Source organism: Azospirillum sp. B2RO_4 (genome assembly GCF_051124815.1).
Taxonomy (GTDB): Bacteria; Pseudomonadota; Alphaproteobacteria; order Azospirillales; family Azospirillaceae; genus Azospirillum.
Genome location: NZ_CP118487.1, coordinates 598,759 through 616,490 on the forward strand (window position 1 = coordinate 598,759; position 17,732 = coordinate 616,490).

At 66.9% G+C, this 17,732-nt stretch carries 16 protein-coding genes; 7 read left to right on the forward strand and 9 right to left on the reverse strand.

Annotation, left to right across the window (positions count from 1 at the left end):
* Positions 1–103: 103 nt before the first annotated feature.
* The gene (locus PWS46_RS20285) at positions 104–1,054 is read left to right on the forward strand and encodes a DMT family transporter (RefSeq protein WP_434622420.1); all 951 of its coding nucleotides are present in this window, start codon (positions 104–106) and stop codon (positions 1,052–1,054) included.
* 68 nt (positions 1,055–1,122) lie between these two features.
* Positions 1,123–1,986 carry a ChbG/HpnK family deacetylase gene (locus tag PWS46_RS20290; protein WP_434622422.1) on the forward strand — a complete coding sequence of 288 codons (864 nt, stop codon included), beginning with the start codon at positions 1,123–1,125 and terminating at the stop codon, positions 1,984–1,986.
* Between the two features lie 11 nt (positions 1,987–1,997).
* On the opposite strand, the gene PWS46_RS20295 is transcribed toward PWS46_RS20290, so the two are convergent.
* Entirely contained in the window at positions 1,998–3,632 is a 1,635-nt protein-coding gene (locus tag PWS46_RS20295) for an AMP-binding protein (RefSeq protein ID WP_434622423.1), read from the reverse strand.
* 355 nt (positions 3,633–3,987) lie between these two features.
* Complete coding sequence (locus PWS46_RS20300) at positions 3,988–4,491, reverse strand: hypothetical protein (protein WP_434622425.1); 504 nt, start codon at positions 4,489–4,491, stop codon at positions 3,988–3,990.
* A 954-nt stretch (positions 4,492–5,445) separates the two neighbouring features.
* Here PWS46_RS20300 and PWS46_RS20305 point away from each other — a divergent pair.
* Positions 5,446–6,249, forward strand: coding sequence for a response regulator (locus PWS46_RS20305; protein ID WP_434622427.1), 804 nt, complete (start codon positions 5,446–5,448; stop codon positions 6,247–6,249).
* Between the two features lie 24 nt (positions 6,250–6,273).
* On the opposite strand, the gene purU is transcribed toward PWS46_RS20305, so the two are convergent.
* A complete protein-coding gene (gene purU, locus PWS46_RS20310; protein WP_085083946.1) occupies positions 6,274–7,140 on the reverse strand; it encodes a formyltetrahydrofolate deformylase in 867 nt (288 codons plus the stop codon).
* A 236-nt stretch (positions 7,141–7,376) separates the two neighbouring features.
* Between purU and PWS46_RS20315 the strand changes: the two genes are divergently transcribed.
* On the forward strand, positions 7,377–7,763 hold the full coding sequence (locus PWS46_RS20315; RefSeq protein WP_109074646.1) for a hypothetical protein: 387 nt from the start codon (positions 7,377–7,379) through the stop codon (positions 7,761–7,763).
* 278 nt (positions 7,764–8,041) lie between these two features.
* Here the strand turns inward: PWS46_RS20315 and PWS46_RS20320 are convergent, their stop codons facing one another.
* Positions 8,042–8,209: a hypothetical protein gene (locus PWS46_RS20320; protein WP_167393191.1), complete on the reverse strand. Its 168-nt coding sequence runs from the start codon at positions 8,207–8,209 to the stop codon at positions 8,042–8,044.
* A gap of 338 nt (positions 8,210–8,547) precedes the next feature.
* On the opposite strand from PWS46_RS20320, the gene PWS46_RS20325 reads away from it, so the two are divergent.
* The 3 genes from PWS46_RS20325 (at position 8,548) to PWS46_RS20335 (ending at position 11,607) form a co-directional block, all read left to right on the forward strand.
* Entirely contained in the window at positions 8,548–9,315 is a 768-nt protein-coding gene (locus tag PWS46_RS20325) for an N-acetylmuramoyl-L-alanine amidase family protein (RefSeq protein ID WP_434622430.1), read from the forward strand.
* Positions 9,316–9,435: 120 nt separating this feature from the next.
* Positions 9,436–10,155, forward strand: a complete 720-nt coding sequence (locus PWS46_RS20330; RefSeq protein ID WP_434622433.1) for a BON domain-containing protein — start codon at positions 9,436–9,438, stop codon at positions 10,153–10,155.
* A gap of 12 nt (positions 10,156–10,167) precedes the next feature.
* Positions 10,168–11,607, forward strand: a complete 1,440-nt coding sequence (locus PWS46_RS20335; protein ID WP_434622435.1) for a hypothetical protein — start codon at positions 10,168–10,170, stop codon at positions 11,605–11,607.
* 21 nt (positions 11,608–11,628) lie between these two features.
* On the opposite strand, the gene PWS46_RS20340 is transcribed toward PWS46_RS20335, so the two are convergent.
* The 5 genes from PWS46_RS20340 to frc all read right to left on the reverse strand — a co-directional run bounded on the left by PWS46_RS20340 (position 11,629) and on the right by frc (position 17,708).
* Positions 11,629–12,627 (reverse strand): NAD(P)H-quinone oxidoreductase, encoded by a 999-nt coding sequence (locus tag PWS46_RS20340; RefSeq protein WP_434622437.1) that lies wholly within the window; start codon positions 12,625–12,627, stop codon positions 11,629–11,631.
* Between the two features lie 406 nt (positions 12,628–13,033).
* Entirely contained in the window at positions 13,034–13,981 is a 948-nt protein-coding gene (locus tag PWS46_RS20345; RefSeq protein WP_434622439.1) for an IclR family transcriptional regulator, read from the reverse strand.
* A gap of 122 nt (positions 13,982–14,103) precedes the next feature.
* The gene (sucD, locus tag PWS46_RS20350; RefSeq protein ID WP_434622441.1) at positions 14,104–14,979 is read right to left on the reverse strand and encodes a succinate--CoA ligase subunit alpha; all 876 of its coding nucleotides are present in this window, start codon (positions 14,977–14,979) and stop codon (positions 14,104–14,106) included.
* 1 nt (position 14,980) lies between these two features.
* Entirely contained in the window at positions 14,981–16,180 is a 1,200-nt protein-coding gene (gene sucC / locus PWS46_RS20355) for an ADP-forming succinate--CoA ligase subunit beta (protein ID WP_434622443.1), read from the reverse strand.
* A gap of 253 nt (positions 16,181–16,433) precedes the next feature.
* Complete coding sequence (gene frc / locus PWS46_RS20360; RefSeq protein ID WP_434622445.1) at positions 16,434–17,708, reverse strand: formyl-CoA transferase; 1,275 nt, start codon at positions 17,706–17,708, stop codon at positions 16,434–16,436.
* Positions 17,709–17,732 lie beyond the last annotated feature (24 nt).

A 17,732-nucleotide genomic window follows, 5' to 3' on the forward strand; every position in this document is an offset into this window, starting at 1 on the left:
TCGGACGGCTGCCATGCACAGCCGCCGTGAAGGGTGCCTTCGCCCGTCATGCTAGGCTCGGTTGCACCTGTGATGGAACCCCTTTTCGGATACCGGTCCGGCGATGTCGCTTCCGCTCCTGCCGTCTTTTCTGCGTTCCGGCCCGCTGGCCGCCTATGGCCTCTACATCGTCGGCTCCGCCCTGCTGGCGTCCAACCCGGTGGTCGGGCGGGCGGTCGCGCATGTGGTGCCGCCGATCGGGCTGGCCTTCTGGCGCTGGCTGATCGCCTTCCTGATCGTGCTGCCCTTCGCCCTGCCGGGGCTGCTGACCCACCGCAACCAGTTGAAGCGGCAATGGCGCCGCTATCTGCTGCTGGGCGTGCTGGGCCAGGGGATTTCGGGGGCCATCGTCTATTACGGGCTGGAGCGGACCAGCGCCACCAACGCCAGCCTGATCTACGCCACCAGCCCGGCGATGATCCTGGCGCTCGCCGCCGTCTGGCTGGGCGACGCGATCCGGCCGCGGCAGGTGCTGGGCATCCTGCTGGCGATGGCGGGCGTTCTGGTGATCCTGACCCGCGGCGATCTGGACGCCCTGCGCCACCTGTCCTTCAATGGCGGCGACCTGCTGGTGCTGACCGGGGCGGTGTCCTGGTCGGTCTACACCATCCTGCTGCGGCAATCGGGCACACCCCTGCCGGTGGTCACCGCCTTCGCCGCCAACGCCTTCGCTGGGGTGCTGGTGCTGGCGCCCTTCTATGCATGGGAGACGGTGGCGGTGCGGCCGGTGCCCTTCTCCGTCTCCACCGTCCTGTCGATCGTCGCGGTGGCGCTGTTCGCCTCGGTCCTGGCGCTGCTGGCCTATCAGAAGACCATCGCGATGATGGGGGCCGCGCGCGCCTCCACCGCGCTGTACGTCTCACCGCTGTGGGCGGCGCTGGCGTCCTGGGTCCTGCTTTCCGAACCGCTGCAGGGCTTTCACCTGATGGGGGTGGCGCTGGTGCTGCCCGGCGTGATGCTGGCAACCCTGCAGGCGCGCAAGCCGGCGGCGGAGCCGGCAGCCGAAGCGGCCTGAATGCTATTGCCTGATCGGGGCGCCCCACCCATCTTGGCCGGAATTCCGCATCCTGCCTCCGTCCGGTCATGCCCGATACCGCGCCCACCCGGCTCCTGCTCTGCGCCGACGACTATGGTCTGGCCCCCGGCGTCAACGCCGCCATCCGCGACCTGATCGCCCAGGGGCGGCTGACCGCGACCTCGGTCATGAGCCTCTGCCCGCATTGGCGAGAGGGCGCCGCGGCCCTGCGCGAGCTGAAGGACAAGGCCGATGTCGGGCTGCATTTCACCCTGACCGACCAGCCGCCACTGGGGACCATGCCGACGCTGGCGCCGGATGGGCGGCTGCCGCCGCTGGGGCGGCTGATGGGCTGGGCCTATCGCGGAAAGCTGGCGGCGCCGGCGGCGCGGGCGGAGATCCGTGACGAACTGTCGCGCCAGATCGCCGCCTTCACCGAGGCCTGGGGGGCGCCGCCCGACTATATCGACGGCCACCAGCACATCCACCAGCTGCCCGGCGTGCGCGACGGTGTGGTGGAGGCGCTGGCGGAATTGCCCGGCGCCTATGTCCGCCTGTGCGGGGAGCCGGTGTCGGCGGTGCTGCGCCGCGGCGTGGCGGTACCGAAGACCTTGCTGATCGGCGGGTTGGGCGGCGGGCTGAAGCGCATGGTGCGGGACCGCGGCATTCCCGCCAACGACCGCTTCGCCGGAGTCTACGACTTCGCCGGCAACCGGCCCTTCGCCGAGCTGATGCCCCGCTTTCTCGATGGCATCGCCGGCCGGACCCTGGTGATGGTCCACCCCGGCCTGCCCGACGAGGAACTGCGCCGTGTCGACACCTTGGTCGAGCCGCGGCGCACCGAATACGACTACCTGCGCGGGCCGGAGTTTGCCGCCCTGTTGGAAGCGCGCAACATCCGTCTGACCCGCTTCGCCGGCTTTCCCCGGTAGAGGAACGCCCTCTACTCCTCGTCGTCCGGCTGCCAGGCCCGGCGGCGCAGCTTGAAGCGCTGGACCTTGCCGGTCTCCGTCCGCGGCAGCGCGTCGAGGAATTCCACCGCGCGGGGGTATTTGTAGGGCGCGATGTGCTCCTTGACGAAGCTCTGCAGTTCCTCCGCCAGACGGTCGTCGGGGCGGACGTCGTCGCGCAGGACGACGAAGGCCTTGGGGATGGTGCCGCGCACCGGGTCGGGGGCGGCGATCACCGCGCATTCCTGCACCGCCTCGTGGCTCAGCAGGATGTTCTCGACTTCCAGCCCGGAGATCTTGTAGCCGGCCGAGACGATCAGGTCGTCGGTGCGGGCGTGATACCAGAAGAAGCCGTCCTCATCGACGTGGAAGGCGTCGCCGGTCAGGTTCCAGCCCTGCTGGACATAGCTTTCCTGGCGCGGATCGTCGAGATAGAGGCAGCCGGTCGCACCGCGCACCGCCAGCCGGCCGACCTGTCCCGGCGGCAGCCGGCGGAACTGGTCGTCGACCACCATCGCCTCGTAGCCCGGCACCGGCTTGCCGGTGGAGCCGGGCCGGACGTCGCCGGGGACGGCGTGCAGCACAGCGTTCAGCAGCTCGGTGGTGCCCAGGCTGTCGAGGATCTGCAGCCCGGTGGCGTCGCGCCAGCCCTCGAAGGTCTGCTGCGGCAGCGGCTCCCCGGCGGAGACACAGAGGCGCAGGGAGGACAGCCCCTTCGCCAGCGCAGGATCGGCGGCCATGCGGCCGATCATGCCGCGATAGACGGTCGGCACGGTGAACATAACCGTCGCCCGATGGCGGGTGGCGGCCTCCAGCAGCCGGTCGGCGGTCCCGCGCTCCAGCAGGATGACCGACGCGCCGATGCGCAGCGGGAACAGCAGCAGCCCGCCCAGCCCATAGGCGAAGGCCAGCGTCGGCGAGCCGCAGAACACGTCCTCGGCCGTCGTGCCCAGCACGGAGCGCGGCGACAGGTCGGAGATCGCCAGCAGATGGCGGTGGAAGTGGGCGGCCGCCTTCGGCGTTCCGGTGGTGCCGGAGGTGAAGGCGATCAGCGCGACGTCGTCCTGCGCCGTGTCGGCGGCCTCGAACCCGGCCGGCTTGGTGGCGATGCGGTGTTCCAGCTCGCCGTCGCGGAAGCCGACGATGCGCAGCGACGGCAGCGCCGCCTCTTCCAGATCGTCGAGGAAATGGGTGTCGCACAGCGCCATGTCGATGGCGGCGCGCTTCAGCACGTCGGCCAGTTCCGGCGCACGCAGCAGCGGCATCGTCGGCACCAGGACGCCGCCGGCCTTGATGACCGCCAGCCAGCAGGCGGCCAGCATCGGCGTGTTGGGGCCGCGCAGCAGGACGCGGTTGCCGGCGACCAGCCCGTAATCCTCGGTCAGGACGCGGGCGATGCGGTCGACGGTGTCGCGCATCCGGCCATAGCTCCACACCTCGCCGTCGCCGCCGATCAGGCAGGGACGACCGTCCCAGCCGCGCTCGCGCCAGCCGTCGATCAGGGCGGAGGCGGCGTTCAGGCGCTTCGGGTACTGGAGTTCGGGTCGTTCGAGAATCAGGTCGGGGCGTTGCGCCGGCGCCGGCAGCCGGTCACGGGTGAAGCTGTCCAGATGTCCGGATGGCGTCATGCGCGGTGCTGCCTCCCCCCATTGGCTGACGGGGAGGATGGGTCCGGCGTGATCGGTGGGCGGAACCGGCCGCCACACGCGCGGTTCAGACACGGCCATACCATCGGCCGGCGCGAATGCGCATCCCTTCATGGGCAATGCTCCATCTCCCCCCGCAGAGGACGCATGAACACGCCTCCGTCTTATCTTTTATGCTCCGACTATAGTGCCAGGGGGCGCGCGTGAGCCATGCAACGAACGAATGGTGGGTGCACCATCAATCGCCATTCGTGCCGGGACAAGTGACTGAAAACGCCTGTTTTTCGTTGGTAAGACACATGATTCGGACCGAAAGTACGGGTCGGCGTACCAACTTTCAGCCGTTCTGCAGATAGATGTCGATCTCGCCCTGTTCCATCACATGGGCGGTGCCGTGGATGATGCCGTTGGCGACCTGGATGATGCGGTGGATCATCGCGACGGAGGCCTGGCAGTCCATCCGCAGCTTGTCTGGATCGCCGCTGTCGATGTCGGTGCCGATCCGCTCCAGCGTGTGGGCGATCACCTGATGGGCCTGGGCGATGGTGTCCTCGAAGGGGCGGAGGAATTTCGACGGCACATGGCCGTACGCCTCGATCGCCAGTTCCTTGTCGGAAAAGCCGCTGTCGCGGAAATGCTCGGCATAGCTCTTGGGCTGCCAGATGCGGCATTCCTCCAGCATGTCCGGCATGTCCGGGATCATCTCGATCAGCATCACGATTTCGTTGAAGTGATTGAGATAATCGGTCGCCAGCAGCGTCTTTTCCGAGATGTTCGTGCCGCGCACGCGGTCCCGCCACCGGAGGAAGTCGGCAAGCTCATCCGGCGGAATGCCATCCATCAGGGACCGATCCAACTCTTGGTCTTCCATGCACAAACCCGGACCCGATGCGGCAGCCCACGCGACACCCCGGCCGGCTCGTTCCGGCCCGTCACACGGACGGTGCGTCCCAAGACGCCCAACCCCAACCGTGTGCCGATGTCCTTAACGTTGGATTAAACGGCTTGCAAGCGTCGGGTTGTGAAAGTCACCAATTGACGAAATGGAAACGGCGACAGGGCCGTTATCCATCCAGATAAAAACTCGCCGCCGGCGCCTGTCCGCATGATGTCGCGGCGGCGCCCGGCGGCGATGAGGACTGGCGGTTCAGGGAGGAATCACACCATTGGCGGTTCCAACACGCCTTCTACCGGTTTGTTCCCGGGCGGCATGCTTGGTTTTTTCAATCCCGGGACCGCGGCACCCGAAAGCCACGACGCGTGAGAAGAAAAAACGCGCCGGCCTGGGGGTGGCCGGCGCGTTCGAGGATCGGGAACACTCGCCTCGCCCTCGCACGGCAGATGCGCGGCAACTGCCGGAGGGCAATGTCAGAGTAGGCCGCTAAGTCTTTCGGAACGGTTAAGCCTTCTCCTCCGGCAACCCCTATGTGGAGGGGGTCATAGACCGCCGGTCGTTGCCGTCGGACCAGTTCCGGCCGTGCTTCATATTATGCATACTGAGTAATCCGTTACAGGTATCTCGAATAAATCTTTCGGGTTCACTCCCGTTAGGCCGTGGACTGCGCCATATGAATTTGACCGTTGCAGGTCGCGATGCGTCAGTCTGCTGTGAAGGCAGCGTCGACGGCATCTCGACCTCCGGCGGGCACCGACCTTCCGGAATTCGTTGCCGGCTTTCGCCGCCGGACACCTAACGCCCGGAAGGATCGGGTTGCACCGGCCGCATCCGGGTACCCGGAGCGGCATGTCGGGTGGATGCCAGGAACACGCGCCGCAGAAAGGCACGGGGAGAGAGATGGAGCAGTACACCGGTCACTTCATGCAGCATTTGCCCTACCTGCGCCGCTATGCCCGCGCGCTGACCGGGACGAACGGGCGGGGGGACGCCTTGGTGACCCGCACCCTGGAATGGTATCTGGAGGCGGACGAGGCGGAGACCGGCCGGGGCGGCGACCTGTCGCGCGGCACGCTCTATCGCCATCTGAACGAGTTGCAGGACGAGGAAGGCGCCCCCCCGGCGGTGGCGCCGTACCATCCGGTCGAATCGGCCCTGATGACTCTGGAGGAGACCGACCGCCGGCTCTACCTGCTGGTCAATCTGGAGGACCTGCCGGTCGGCGATGCCGCCATCGTCCTGGGCATCGCCCCGGAAGACGCGATGGAGCGTCTGAACCACGCCCGCGAGCGTGTCCGCGCCCGCCTGACCGCCACCATCCTGATCGTCGAGGATGACGCCATCATCGCCTTCGATCTGGCGGAAACGGTGCGCGGCATGGGCCACATCGTCTGCGGCAACGCGGCGACGATGGACGAGGCGCTGTCGCTGGCGGCGGAGCATCGGCCGACGCTGGCCCTGATGGACATCCGGCTGGCCGACGGCGACAACGGGCTGGAGGTGGCGCGCGAGCTGCGGGCCCGCCGGTTCCTGCCGGTGATCTTCGTCACCGCCTTCCCCGACGATCTGGCCAAGCACGGTCTGGAGCATCTGGGGCCGGTCATTCCGAAGCCCTTCACCCGCGACCAGATCGAACAGGCGATCACCCGCGCGGTGTTCATGCCCCAGCCGGAAGACGCCCGTGAGACGGCGCAGCCCCACTGAGGGGCGGCGCCGCCTGATCCGGCTTCAGCGGAAGACCACCGTCTTGTTGCCGTTCAGCAGCACGCGGTGCTCCACGTGATAGCGGACGGCGCGGGCCAGCACGATGTTCTCGATGTCACGCCCGATGGCCACCAGGTCGTCGGGCGTCATCGTATGGTCGACGCGCTCCGCCTCCTGCTCGATGATCGGGCCTTCGTCGAGGTTGGAGGTGACATAGTGCGCGGTGGCGCCGATCAGCTTCACGCCGCGTGCATGGGCCTGATGGTAGGGCTTGGCCCCCTTGAAACTGGGCAGGAAGCTGTGGTGGATGTTGATGACCCGGCCGGCCATCCGCTCGCACAGCGCCCCCGACAGCACCTGCATGTAGCGGGCGAGCACGACGAGATCGACCTTCTCCTCCTCCACGATCTCCAGCAGGCGGGCTTCCTGCTGCGCCTTGTTTCCGGGGGCGACCGGCAGATGGTGGAACGGGATGTTGTGCCACGCCGCCAGTTGGTAGAAGTCGCGGTGGTTGGAGACGATGGCCGGGATTTCGATCGGCAGGTAGCCGGTGCGGTAGCGGTACAGCAGGTCGTTCAGGCAGTGGCCGAACTTCGACACCATGATCAGCACGCGCGGCCGGCGGCGGGCATCGTGGATCTGCCAGGTCATGCCGAAGCGTTCCGCCACCTGGGCGGCGAATTCGGCCTCGAGCTGTTCCTTCGTCGGGCCGGCCGGGTTGCCGTTGAAGCTGACGCGCATGAAGAACAGGCCGGAGATGCGGTCGCCGAACTGCGCGCTGTCGATGATGTTGCAGCTCCGCTCCGCCAGGAAGCCGGACACCGCGAAGACGATGCCGACGGTGTCGGGGCAGGAAACGGTGAGGATATAGTCGGAGCCGGTCTCAGACATCGCGCGTCCACCATGGCGTACAGCAAGAAAAGGGGGAAGCTTCCCTAGCACGAACGTCGCGATGTTGCACCCGCTTCATGAGCGGATGCGCACATGGCTGCACCGTCTGGCGGGCTGTACCGACAAGTGGGATTGCCCCCGATCCCGCCCGGCCCACACCGCTCTGGCGCAGATGCGCCGGCGGTGCGACAATCGGCAGCGGCCGGACTGGCCGGCGAAGAGAGGCGGGATCACCCATGGCAACCGGCGGCAAGATCATCGGTGAATACACCAAGGGCAAGGTCGACAAGCTGATGACGGCCGATGCCGCCGACAGCAGCCGCAGCCAGCGCATCCGCCATTTCCTGGAAAACATGGATGCGGCGATCCTGGAGGCCAACTGCGAGGTTATCGGGCGCGAGCTGCCCAACCTGGACCGCGACAGCTTTCTGCGCATGGCGGTGCGGGTGGCGGAACTGCGCGCCGACTATATCCGCGCCGGCCTGAAGATGTCCGAATCCCGGCATCCGGACTCATCGACCGTCACCGACCTCGCCCGCCTGCGCGCGGCCTACGAGGAGATGCTGGCCGTCTATGAAGCCGCCGAACGGGTGATCGAGCGCGGATACGCCAAGCTGGGGTGAGGGGCGGGCATTTTCTTAGGAAAACTCCTTCGGCCGTCATTCCCGCGCAGGCGGGAATCCAGCCATGTCAGCGGTTTCCCGGAAAGGTTTCCTGGTTCCCCGCCTTCGCGGGGATGACGGACGAGAGTGGACCCCGCCGGGCGACAAAAACAAAAATCCCCTCCCCCGCGGTCCTGCGGAGAAGGGGCGCGACCGATAGGTCACATGTATCGGTCACATATTCAGTGGCGACCTTCCAAAGCGACGCCCGGTGGCCGGATGACGGCCGGCATCAGGTCTTACACGTCGTGGAAATGCTCCAACTCACGACGCAGGCTGGTCGCCTCCTGCCGCAGGCCGACGATCCGGCGGACGTCGGGACTGGGCTGCTGTTCCTCGCGTTCGAGCTTGTCCTCGATATCGCGCTGCTCTTGCCGGATGATGTTGAACAGGGCTTTCCTCAACATCGACACCTCCCGAGCTGATCGCTAAAATTTTAGCGCTTTTTCAATCCGTCATCAAGCAACCAATCACCTCTGTCGAATCCTCAGCCTGTCAAGTGTGCCCATATGACCGGAGGCTCACAAATATTCAGAAACGGTAACCTGCCCGGTCTTGACAATACTTTTTTGCAGCCGCATTGGTTAATGAATCAGGCTAGACCAACGGGTGGCACGGCGGGTCGGGCGACCTGACGCCGCGTTCTCCCCACCTTTGCAGCATGGTATTTCTGGCAATGGATCGACGGCAGCTGCTTGGGCTCGGGCTGAGCAAACTTTGGTTAACCGCTTTCGGCACGGCGGCGATGGCGCTGGCCCAGCCGCTGGGCCTGGCCATGGCTGCGGAGCGGCGGCCCGGCCGCAAGCCGGCCGGCGGCGCTTCGTCGCGGCCCCGGCTGGTCATGCTCGACCCCGGCCATGGCGGCAACGATCCCGGCGCGATCGGCACCCGCGGCACCTTCGAGAAGGAGGTCACGCTCGACATCGCCCACGAGGTCGCCCGCATCCTGGCCGGCCGGACGAATGTCGCGGTGAAGCTGACGCGGCGGGACGACCGTTTCCTGGCGCTGGACGAGCGGGTGGCGCTGACGCGCGAGGCCGGGGCCGACCTGTTCGTGTCGATCCACGCCGACAGCGCCCCCAATGCCGATGCGCGCGGACTGTCGGCCTATATCCTGTCGGAAAAGGCGTCGGACTCCTTCGCCTCGCGCCTCGCCCAGCAGGAGAATCAGGCCGACCGCTTCGGCAAGCCGGGTTCCTTCGGCGGCGGCCGGATCGTCAAGGACATCCTGCTGGACCTGACGGCGCGCCATACCCGCCATGCCTCGCTGGCCGCCCGCCAGCTTCTGGTGGAAGGCGCGGGCAAGGAACTGCGCCTGCTGGAAAACCCGATGCGTTCGGCCAATTTCGCGGTGCTGAAGGCGCCGGACGTGCCGTCGGTTCTGGTGGAGACCGGCTTCCTGTCGAACCCCAGGGACGAGGAAATCCTGCGTGACGCCACCGCGCGGCGGGTGGTTTCGCGCGTCCTGGCGCGCGAGATCGCGCGCGTAATCTCCAGCCCAGCTTTCGCCTGATTTTGCCCCGAGACTGCCCGGAAGCCGCCTGGGGGCGCTGCGGCGAAAATCCTGCCGCAGCCGCTCCTTCGCAATCGCAGCGACTGCAACATCCGTGCATCACCTCGGGACAAAGTGACGATGACTGGTGAAACCCTTGAATTTCCCCATTGCAAAGACCGTTCCGCCGTGACTTTTTCCGGCCGCGCGCCGCATCCGCCCGGCGCTCGACATGCAGGCAGGGGGAGGCACGCTGTGACGGGTTTGAGCCGCCTTTGGACGATGATGGCGCTTGCCTGCGCCGCAGGAGCTTCGCTGTCAGGCTGTGGGCCGCTGGTGCTGGGCACCGCGGGGGGCGCCGCGGTTGTGGCGTCGCAGGAGCGCGGCTTCGGCGGCTTCGTCAGCGACACCGAAATCCGCGCCCGCATCAATTCGCTGTGGCTGCAGCATTCGATCGACATGACGAACCGGATCGGCCTGACCGTCGACCAGGGCCGCGTGCTGCTGACCGGCCGCGCCGCCGACGCGCAGATGCGCCTCGACGCCGTGCGTCTCGTCTGGCAGGCCGACGGCGTCAAGGAAGTCATCAACGAAATCCAGATCGACAACGGGTCCAGCATCCTGGACACCGCACGCGACACCTGGATTTCAACCCAGATCCGCAGCGGCATTACGTTCGATGCGGATATTCATAGCCAGAATTACAGCATCGATACCGTCGATGGTGTTGTCTACCTGATGGGTGTCGCCAGTTCGCAGGAAGAGCTGGACCGCGTGCTCCAGCATGCGCGCTCAGTGCCCAAGGTCCAGCGTGTCGTCAGCTACGTGCGCCTGCTCCCAAACCCAAACATCCAGGGTTGAAACCCGACCGCCATGGCCTCCGCCCTATCCCGCGTCCTCGCCGTTCTCCGCACCGCCGCAGTCGCCGCAGCTCTGATCCTGCCGGCGGCGGTCGCGGCCGGTCCCGTTTCGGCGCAGGATGGGGCGACACAGGACGTGATGGCGCAAAACGTGGTGGCCCAGGATCAGGACGGCGGCGGGGCGGACTCCCCCGCCGCCGGCACGCCGGGTCCGGCCAACCGCCTGTTCGTCCAGGCTCTGCAACTGATCCGGCAGGCCGACAACACCTATGACGTCGCCGAGGAGTCGCGCTTTCTTAAGGAGGCCGACAAGCTGTTCAACGAGATCGTGACGAAATACCCCGACAGCCCGCTGGCGGTGCAGCTCGTCACCAACCAGTTCGTCGGCGACTTCGACTTCTACGAATTCCGCTCGCGCATCCGGGCGCTGGTCTGCAACGACGCGCTGAGCAGCCTGTGCTTCCTCCACCGCATCGGTGAGATGCTGCCCCCGGTGGAGACGCCGATCACCGCCGCGCGCTGGGACTGGCTGTCGCTGGCGGTCGCCTATCAGCAGCTGGGCGATCCCGGCCGCGCCAAGGAGATCATGGCGCCCTTCGTCAGCGCGGTGCGCCGCGGCGGCGTCGCCGACAGCTCCGGCCAGGACCTGTTCGTCGCCCGCGCCCTGTCGCTGATGGGGCAGTCGCCGCTGGCGCTCGACATCACCCGGCAGATCAACGACTGTTCGACCCGCATCTACAACCTCGCCGACATCGCCAAGGCGGCGTCCTGGCGCGGCGACACGGCCTTGACCAACGCGCTGGCCGACGAGGCCAAGAGCTATGCCTCCAGCCACAATTGCTCGTGGGAGCTGGGGCTGGTCGCCCAGACGCTGCTGCGCGCCGGCAAGGAGGCGCAGGCACGCACCCTGTTCCTGAACACGGTCGAGACCCAGTTCTCAAAGTTCAAGGAAACCCGCGGCGACTGCTGCCCGCCGGAACTGGCGGTGGCGGCGGCCGACATCGGCGAACCGAAGCTGGCGCTGGGCCTGCTCAGCACCGTGCAGGACGAGAACCCGTGGACGATCCCGGCGGTGCTCGGGCGGCTGGCCAAGCGCGGCGAGACGGCGATGGCCGTCGCCTATGCCGAACAGGTCACCGACATCGACACCCGTGGCGAGGCGTTTGCCGAGCTGATCGAAGCAGCGATGAAGCGCGGCGAGCCGGCCGTCGCCAACGACCTGATGAACCGCCTGAACAAGCTGGCGGACGATTCCGCCGGCCGCCGCCCCGGCCTGCTGGCGCAGCGGGCCAAGGCGGAAAAGGCCTTCTACAACGACGACCGCTGGCGCCGCACCTTCCAGCAGGCGATCAACGCGGCGGAAAAGGCCAGCAACTTCGTCCGCCGCGACATCGGCGCCCCGCTGCTGGCCGCACTGGTCAGGATCGAGACCGGCCTGCCGATGCTGGATTGATGAGGGGAGAGAGGGTCTCCCTCACCCCACCGTCAGCACCAGCTTGCCGACATGCTGGTTGCTCTCCATCAGCCGGTGGGCGTCGGCGGCGTTGGCGAGCGGGAAGACCTCGTGGACGACGGGCTTGACCTTTCCCTGCTCGATCAGCGGCCAGACGCGGGCCTTCAACTGGTCGGCCACCGCCTGCTTGTAGGCTACGGGACGCGCCCGCAGGGTGGAGCCGGTCAGCACCAGCCGCTTGGTCATGACCGGGAAGAAGTTCACATTGGCCGTCGCCCCGCGGACGAAGCCGATGCAGACATAGCGGCCCTCGACCGCCAGCGCGTCGATGCTGCGGGCGACGTAATCGCCGCCGACGATGTCCAGCACCACATTGACGCCGGTCCCGCCGGTCGCCTCCTTGACCACCGCGACGAAATCCTCTTCGGCATAGTCGATGGCGCGTTCGGCGCCGAGCCGGACGCAGGCGCCGCATTTCTCCGCCCCTCGGGCGGTGGCGAAGACGCGCGCGCCGAAGGCCGCGCCCAGTTGGATCGCCGTGGTGCCGATGCCCGACGTGCCGCCATGCACCAGCAGCGTCTCGCCGGGCTGGAGCGCGCCGCGCTCGAATACGTTGGACCAGACGGTGAAGAAGGTTTCCGGCAGGGCCGCCGCCTCGGCCATCGACAGGCCGGCGGGAATCGGCAGGCATTGGGCGGCCGGCACCACGCAGAACTCGGCATAGCCGCCGCCGGCCAGCAGGGCGCAGACCGGATCGCCGACGCTCCAGCCCTCGACCCCCTCGCCCAGCGCATCGACGATGCCCGCCACCTCCAGGCCGGGGATGTCGGTGATGCCCGGCGGCGGGTTGTATTTGCCGAGCCGCTGCAGCACGTCGGGCCGGTTGACGCCGGCCGCCTGCACGGCGATGCGAATCTCGCCCGGCGCCGCGTCCGGGACCGGACGGCGGGCCGCGACCAGCACCTCCGGCTTGCCCGGCTGGCTGACTTCGATGGCGGTCATGCTTCTGGAGTCTGTCATTCGGATCGCTCCCCTGCCCTGTCGTCGTGATGGGTTTGGGGGCACTGTGTCGCCGTGGCGGACCACCCGTCCACGCGGCGATGGATCCGATTTCGTCCTGCGGAAAAGTCAAAAAAAATGGCCGTGCTGCACACAGCACGGCCAGTCTCCGAGAGAAGCGCGAACATGCAAAACAACACATCCGCCCGATGAGAAAGGAACGCCTTTCCCGAGACAGACAATCGCACCAATCCACCCGATCTGCCCGAGAAAAAAGACGCTTTTCCATTCCGTGGAAACGGTTCTTTTCTCAAGAAAAAAGGCCGCGTCCCGTGAGGAACGCGGCCCTGAGTGCGCCAGGGAGGAATGCCAACGTGCACCACCTGCCGTCAGCTCTTGGCGTCTCTTTGTCCGTATGAGGGTCGGGTCAGTTGGGAACCGGCACGCGGCCGCCCAGTTCCTGCGTCACCGCGGCGGCGGCGCGCTTGACCATCTCGCCCAGGGCGCGCAGCCGCGCGTCCTCGATGCGCCGGCTGGAGCCGGACAGCGACAGGGCGCCCATCACACGGGAATTCTCGTCGAAGATCGGGGCGGCGACACAGCGCAGGCCGGACACCCGTTCCTCCTGGTCCAGGGCATAGCCGCGGGTGCGGACCAGCGTAAGGTCGCGGTAGAGCGCCGGCAGCGACGACAGGGTGCTGCGGGTGAACTGGCGCATGCCGCGCTGGGTGACGATGGTCTGGACCTTGGTCTCCGGCATGCCGGCCAGCAGCGCCTTGCCGACGGCGGAGCAGTGCAGCAGCGTGCGGTCGGTCTGCGGAACCGCGACCTGGGCGGCGCGGGGACCGCCGACGCGGGCCAGATAGAGCGCCTCGCCATTCTCCTCGACGGCGAGATTCACGATCTCGCTGCTCTCCTCCATCAGGCGGCGCATGCGCGGACGGGCGACGTCGACCAGATTGCGGGTCTTCAGGAAATTGGCGCCGGTCATATAGGCCTGAACGCCGACCACCCAGCCGCGCGCGCTCTGGTCGAAGCGGACGTAGCGCTCGTATTGCAGGGTCGTCAGCAGGCGATGGGTGGTGGAGGGCGACAGGGTCGCGGCCTCCGACAGCTCGGTCAGGGTCATCGGCCCGTCATTGGAGCCGAGGATCGTCAGGATGTTCAACGCGCGGCACAGCGACTGGACCACCTGACCGCGATCGGCCTTGGCGTCCTTGCCGTTGTCGTTCTTCACCCGCGGCGTCTCGATGATCGCGGTCTTGATGATCGCGGCGGCGCCCTCGCTGGGGTCGTCGTGAATGACGCGGCGTGCCATGGTGCCGGCCGTCATGCTGTTGGAGGTCATGCTGCTCGTGCGGGCTTGCGCTTTCATGTCCCATCTCCCTCGGGGTCCGGCGCTTTGGCTGCGCCTGTCTGTTGCGGCTGATGGCGTGAGTGACAGAAGCTTCGCTGAAACCGCGGGACCGTCGCGGACGGCGGCCCCGCGGGTATCGGTCAACCCTTGAAGATCGACTGCATGGTGGAGCCCAGGCTGGCGGGGCTGTCGGCGACGGCGATGCCGACCGACTTCATGAAGTCGATCTTGAAGTCGGCGGTGTCGTTGCCGCCGGAGATCACCGCGCCGGCATGGCCCATGCGGCGGCCCGGAGGCGCCGTGCGGCCGGCGATGAAGCCGACGACCGGCTTCTTCGTGCCCGAGGCCTTGATGAACTCGGCGCCGCGGACTTCGGCGTCGCCGCCGATCTCGCCGATCATGATGATGCCCTCGGTCTCCGGGTCCTTCACGAACAGCTCCAGGCTGTCGACGAAGTTGGTGCCGTTGACCGGATCGCCGCCGATGCCGATGCAAGTGGTCTGGCCGAGACCGGCCGCCGTTGTCTGCGCGACGGCCTCATAGGTCAGCGTGCCGGAGCGCGAGACGATGCCGATCTTGCCACGCTTGTGGATGTGGCCCGGCATGATGCCGATCTTGCACTCGTCCGGCGTGATGATGCCGGGGCAGTTCGGGCCGATCAGTCGCGTGGCCGAACCATCGAGCGCGCGCTTGACGCGGACCATGTCGAGCACCGGGATGCCTTCGGTGATGCAGACCACCAGCGGGATCTCGGCGTCGATGGCTTCCAGGATCGCGTCCGCGGCGAAGGGCGGCGGCACGTAGATCACGGAGGCGTTGGCACCGGTCTTCTCCACCGCTTCCGACACGGTGTCGAAGATCGGCAGGTCGAGGTGCTTGGCGCCGCCCTTGCCCGGGGTCACGCCGCCGACCATCCTGGTGCCGTAGGCGATGGCCTGCTCGGAGTGGAAGGTGCCCTGGGCTCCGGTGAAGCCCTGGCAGATCACCTTCGTGTTCTTATCGACGAGAACAGCCATCTCACGCGGCCTCCTTCTTCACGGCGGCGACGATCTTCTTGGCTGCGTCGTCCAGATTGTCGGCGGACAGGATCGGCAGACCGGAGTCTGCCAGGATCTTCTTGCCGAGAGCGACGTTGGTGCCTTCCAGGCGCACCACCAGCGGAACATGCAGCTTCACGTCGCGGGCGGCGGCGACCACGCCTTCGGCGATCACGTCGCAGCGCATGATGCCGCCGAAGATGTTGACCAGGATGCCCTCGACCGCGCTGTCGGACAGGATCAGCTTGAAGGCCGCGGTGACGCGCTCCTTGGTGGCGCCGCCGCCGACATCGAGGAAATTGGCCGGCTCGGCGCCATACAGCTTGATGATGTCCATCGTCGCCATGGCGAGGCCGGCGCCGTTGACCATGCAGCCGATGTTGCCGTCGAGCTTCACATAGTTCAGCTCATGCTTAGCCGCCTCGATCTCGGCCGGGTCTTCCTCGGCCTCGTCGCGCAGGGCGGCCACGTCCTTGTGGCGGAACAGCGCGTTGTCGTCGAAGCTCATCTTGGCGTCGAGCGCCAGGATGTCGCCGGCACCGGTGACGATCAGCGGGTTGATCTCGACGATGGCGCAGTCCAGCTCGGTAAACGCCTTGTAGGCGGCCTGGATGAACTTGGCGGCGGATCCCACCTGCTTGCCTTCCAGGCCCAGCGCGAAGGCGACCTTGCGGGTGTGGTGGCCCTGGATGCCGGTGGCCGGGTCGACGGCGACCTTGACGATCTTCTCCGGCGTGTTGTGGGCGACCTCCTCGATCTCCATGCCGCCTTCGGTCGAGGCGATGATGGTGACGCGGCCGGTGCCGCGGTCGGTCAGCAGGCCGAGGTACAGCTCGCGCTTGATGTCGGCGCCTTCCTCGACATAGAGGCGCTTGACTTGCCTGCCCGACGGGCCGGTCTGCTTGGTGACCAGCACGCTGTTCAGCATCTCGGCGGCGTTGGAGGCCACCTCTTCGACCGACTTGACGACGCGGACGCCGCCCTTGCCGGCCGGGTTGTTCTGGAACCGGCCGGCGCCACGGCCGCCGGCATGGATCTGCGACTTCACCACCCAGACCGGACCGCCGAGTTCACGGGCGACCGATTCAGCCTCTTCCGGGGTGAAGGCCACGCCGCCGCGCGGAACGGCGACGCCGTACCCCCGCAGCAGTTCCTTGGCCTGATATTCGTGAATGTTCATGATTTGCGTCTCAACCCTGTCGGGAATGGTCTTTTGGATGCCGCGGGGCGCCGGAAATTCATCGGCTGGCGGGCGGCGGATTTTTTAAAACTGCGGGCTTCGGCTCTCGGGCGACCGGGAAGGGGACGGTCGGGGGAGAGCGAGGCGCGCTGGTATGAATGCGGTAGGCGTTTCAAATTTTGGGGCGTTAGACCCCCACCTAACCTCCCCCGCCCAGCGGGGGAGGGTTGGGGTGGGGGCACCGGAGCGGAACCTACTCCGCCGCTAACCGCTCCACGGTGCCAATGGCGCCGCTGTCGCGGATTTCGACGATCTCGCGCTCACCGAAACCCAGGACGTCACGCAGGATTTCGTCGGTGTGCTCGCCCAGCAACGGGGAGCGGGTGACCTCCGTCGGGCTGTCGGACAGCTTGATCGGGTTGCCGACCGTCAGGTAGCTGCCGCGGGTCGGATGCTCCACCTCGACCAGCGTGCCGGTCTCGTAGAGCGATTTGTCCTCGGCGATTTCCTTCATCGACAGGATCGGGCCGCAGGGGATGTCGTACTTGTTGAGGATGTCCATGACCTCGAACTTGGTCAGGGTCTTGGTCCACTCCTCGACCGTGCCGAAGATCTGCATCAGGCGCGGCAGGCGGGCCACCGGGGTGGCGTAGTCGGGATCGGTGATCCACTCCTCCTTGCCGATGACCTTGCAGATCGACTTCCAAACCGGCGCCTGGGCGATGAAGTAGATGTAGGCGTTGGGATCGGTCTCCCAGCCCTTGCACTTCAAAATCCAGCCTGGCTGGCCACCGCCCGACGCGTTGCCGGCACGCGGCACCGTGTCGCCGAACTCGCCGTTCGGGTATTGCGGGTATTCCTTCATCGGCCCATGGGCCAGACGTTGCTGGTCGCGCAGCTTGACACGGCACAGGTTCAGCACCGCGTCCTGCATGGCGGCCAGCACCTTCTGGCCCCGGCCGGTTTCCTTGCGCTGGTACAGCGCGGTGACGATGCCCAGCGCCAGATGCAGACCGGTGCCGCTGTCGCCGATCTGGGCGCCGGTGACCATCGGCGGGCCGTCGTCGAAGCCGGTGGTCGAGGCGGCGCCGCCCGCACACTGGGCGACGTTCTCGTACACCTTGCAGTTCTCGAACGGCCCGGGGCCGAAGCCCTTGACCGACGCGACGATCATCGCGGGGTTCAGTTCCTGGATGCGTTCCCAGGTGAACCCCATGCGATCGAGCACGCCGGGGGCGAAGTTTTCGACCATCACGTCGCAGGACTTGATCAGAGCCTCCAGCACCTCCTTGCCCTTGGGCGTCTTGGTGTCGAGGGTGATGGACCGCTTGTTGTGGTTCAGCATGGTGAAATACAGGCTGTCGGCGTCCGGCAGGTCGCGCAGCTGGCTGCGGGTGATGTCACCCTCGCCCGGCCGTTCGACCTTGATGACGTCGGCGCCGAACCAGGCGAGCAACTGGGTGCAGGTCGGTCCCGACTGCACATGCGTGAAGTCGAGAATCCGCACGCCCTGAAGTGCCTTGCCCATGTATCTCTCCCCCTGCTTTTTAGT